Source organism: Mesorhizobium sp. M7A.F.Ca.CA.003.01.2.1 (assembly GCF_003998945.1).
Classification (GTDB): domain Bacteria; phylum Pseudomonadota; class Alphaproteobacteria; order Rhizobiales; family Rhizobiaceae; genus Mesorhizobium; species Mesorhizobium ciceri.
This window is the reverse complement of record NZ_RZRA01000714.1, coordinates 1-3,031: the sequence shown is the minus strand read 5'-3', so window position 1 is coordinate 3,031 and position 3,031 is coordinate 1. Positions and strand designations below refer to the sequence as shown.

The following is a 3,031-nucleotide window of genomic DNA, read 5'->3' as shown; positions in this document are numbered from 1 at the left end:
GTTCTACCCGCTCGTCAGTCCAGTTCATGAGACCGCGCTCCTCTAAGCGTGCGGCAATCGGAATCCTTCTCCCGACCCGGCAACATTTGCCAGGGCAGACACCACATATATCTGGTGATTAGGTCCGCCGCACGAAATCTAGTTATTTCTCGACTACAACTACTCTATGCGCTGACTCGGTGACAAGAGTCCCAAGTGCAACACGAATCGGTTTTTTCGGTTTTCCCCAACTTGCCCGGTCGCTTATGAGCCGGCGTCCCGTCGGGGGGCTTGCCGCGCGCCACTACGCGACGTTTTCGTTGACTTCATGGCCGAAAAACAGGATAAGCCGCACAGGCCGCCGCTTTGGCGGCTTTTTTGATTTTCCGGTACCGGAGACGCATATAATGAGCGGTTCGGCGCTTTACGAGACCTTTGCTCGCGCACCCCTGGCCTTCGACCACGGGGAAGGCACATGGCTGATTACCGACAAGGGCGAGCGATATCTCGATTTCGCCGGCGGCATCGCCGTCAATTCGCTGGGCCACAGCCATCCGCACCTGGTCGCCGCACTCACCGAGCAGGCAGCCAAGCTGTGGCATGTCTCCAACCTCTACGAGATCCCCGGGCAGAGCCGGCTTGGCGAACGGCTGGCCGACGCCACCTTCGCCGACAAGGTGTTCTTCACCAATTCCGGCGCCGAGGCGCTGGAATGCGCGATCAAGACGGCGCGGCGCTACCATTTCGTCAAAGGCCATCCCGAGCGCTTTCGCATCATCACCTTCGAAGGCGCCTTCCATGGCCGCACGCTGGCGACCATCGCGGCTGGCGGCCAGTACAAGTATCTCGAGGGCTTCGGCCCCAAGGTCGAAGGTTTCGACCAGGTCGGCTTCGACGACATTGACGCCGCCGAAAAGGCGATCACGCCGGAGACGGCCGCGATCCTGATCGAGCCGGTGCAGGGCGAGGGCGGTATCCGCCCGGTGCCGACGCAGTCGCTGAAGCGGCTCAGGCAATTGTGCGAGCAGCACGGCCTGCTGTTGATCTACGACGAGGTCCAGTGCGGCATCGGCCGCACCGGCAAGCTGTTCGCACATGAATGGTCGGGTGTAACGCCCGACATCATGGCGATTGCCAAGGGTATCGGCGGCGGCTTCCCGATGGGCGCCTGCCTTGCCACGGATGAAGCGGCGGTCGGCATGACCGCCGGCGTGCATGGCACCACGTTCGGCGGCAACCCGCTTGCCATGGCGGTCGGCAACGCCGTGCTCGATGTCGTGCTGGAAGACGGCTTCCTCGAAGATGTCCAGCGCAAGGCGCTGCTGATGAAGCAGGGTCTGGCGTCGGTCGCCGACGAGTTTCCCGAAATCATCGAGGACATCAGGGGTGCCGGGCTGATGCTCGGCCTCAAATGCGCCATGCCCAACACCAAGGTGAACATGGCCTTGCGCGACCAGCACCTGTTGACGGTTCCGGCCGGCGACAACGTCATTCGCCTGTTGCCGCCGCTCACCGTCACCGACGCCGAGATCCATGACGCGCTCAACCGCATCCGCGCCGGCGCCAAGGGCCTGGCGGAGGCGATCGCTTCCGCCGCGGCGAAGTAATCCCGGAATCATTGCTGATGTCAGTTCGCCATTTCACCGATCTTTCCACCGTTTCCGAAGGCGACCTGCGCTTGATGCTGGACGACGCGGTGGTGCGAAAGGCGCGGCTCAAGGCCGGCGAGCGCACCAAACCGCTCGAAGGCAAGGTGCTGGCGATGATCTTCGACAAGCCGTCGACGCGCACGCGCGTCTCCTTCGACGTCGGCATGCGGCAGCTCGGCGGCGAGACCATCATGCTGACCGGCACCGAGATGCAGCTCGGCCGTTCCGAGACCATCGCCGACACCGCCAAGGTGCTGTCGCGCTATGTCGATGCGATCATGATCCGCACCACCTCGCATGAGCGGCTGCTGGAATTGACAGAGAACGCCACCGTGCCGGTGATCAACGGACTGACCGACGATACCCATCCCTGCCAGCTGATGGCCGATATCATGACCTTCGAGGAACATCGCGGTCCGGTAGCCGGCAAGACCATCGCCTGGACCGGCGACGGCAACAATGTGCTGCATTCCCTGCTCGAGGCCTCGGCCCGGTTCCGCTTCAACCTCAACGTCGCCGTTCCCGAAGGCAGCGAGCCGGCGCAGAAGCATATCGATTGGTCGCAGGCGCATGGCGGCAAGCTGCACTTCACCCGCTCGCCCGAGGAAGCCGTCGATCAGGCCGACTGCATCGTCACCGATTGCTGGGTGTCGATGGGCCAGGAGCATCGCGCCCGCGGCCACAATGTGTTCTCGCCCTACCAGGTCAATGCCAAGCTGATGGCGAGAGCCAAGCCGGACGCGCTGTTCATGCACTGCCTGCCGGCGCATCGCGGCGAGGAAGTGACAGACGAGGTTATCGACGGACCGCATTCGGTGGTCTTCGACGAGGCCGAGAACCGGCTCCATGCCCAGAAGGCCGTGCTTGCCTGGTGTCTAGGCGCTTGAAGTGTCTGGGCGCTTGATCCCTGGGAGCTTGATCTGCGGGCGTGTGATGCCTATTTGCGCCGCATCACGCAAATCAAGCGCGTTTCGACGCATGCGCCCCGGAGGGCGGCATGGCCGCGCCCTGGAGCTTTGTCATGTTGGAAACCTATCAAGTGACTGAACATCACCCCAAACTCGGCGAATTCGGCTATGCCGGCGACGATCACGTCGTGCCGTTCGAGGTCGGCCCTCTCGACGTGCGCGGCCGCACGGTCCAACTCGGGCCGATGCTGGACGCCATCCTCAGCCGCCACGATTATCCCGAGCCGGTCGCCCGCCTGCTGGCGGAGGCCTGTGTGCTGACCGTGCTGCTCGGCACTTCGCTGAAGTTCGAGGGCAAGTTCATCCTGCAGACCCGCACCGACGGACCCGTCGACATGCTGGTTGCGGATTTTTCCACGCCCTCGGCGCTGCGCGCCTATGCGCGTTTCGATGCCGACCGGCTGGAAGCGCTGGTCGCGGCGGGCGAAACCTCCC

General features: G+C 63.5%; 3 protein-coding genes. All 3 read left to right on the top strand.

Annotation, left to right across the window (positions count from 1 at the left end; genetic code table 11):
* Nucleotides 1-386 precede the first annotated feature (386 nt).
* The gene (locus tag EN969_RS24225; RefSeq protein ID WP_063170013.1) at nucleotides 387-1,586 is read left to right on the top strand and encodes an aspartate aminotransferase family protein; all 1,200 of its coding nucleotides are present in this window, start codon (nucleotides 387-389) and stop codon (nucleotides 1,584-1,586) included.
* Nucleotides 1,587-1,603: 17 nt separating this feature from the next.
* Nucleotides 1,604-2,515, top strand: a complete 912-nt coding sequence (gene argF / locus EN969_RS24220) for an ornithine carbamoyltransferase (protein ID WP_013533642.1) — start codon at nucleotides 1,604-1,606, stop codon at nucleotides 2,513-2,515.
* Nucleotides 2,516-2,625: 110 nt separating this feature from the next.
* Nucleotides 2,626-3,031: Hsp33 family molecular chaperone HslO (locus EN969_RS24215; RefSeq protein ID WP_206525219.1), on the top strand; the 406-nt coding region annotated here is incomplete at its 3' end.

Excerpts from the sequence above, each read along its gene's own strand:
- argF (WP_013533642.1), top strand. The coding sequence starts at position 1,604 with ATGTCAGTTCGCCATTTCACCGATCTTTCCACCGTTTCCGAAGGCGAC.
- EN969_RS24225 (WP_063170013.1), top strand. The coding sequence starts at position 387 with ATGAGCGGTTCGGCGCTTTACGAGACCTTTGCTCGCGCACCCCTGGCC.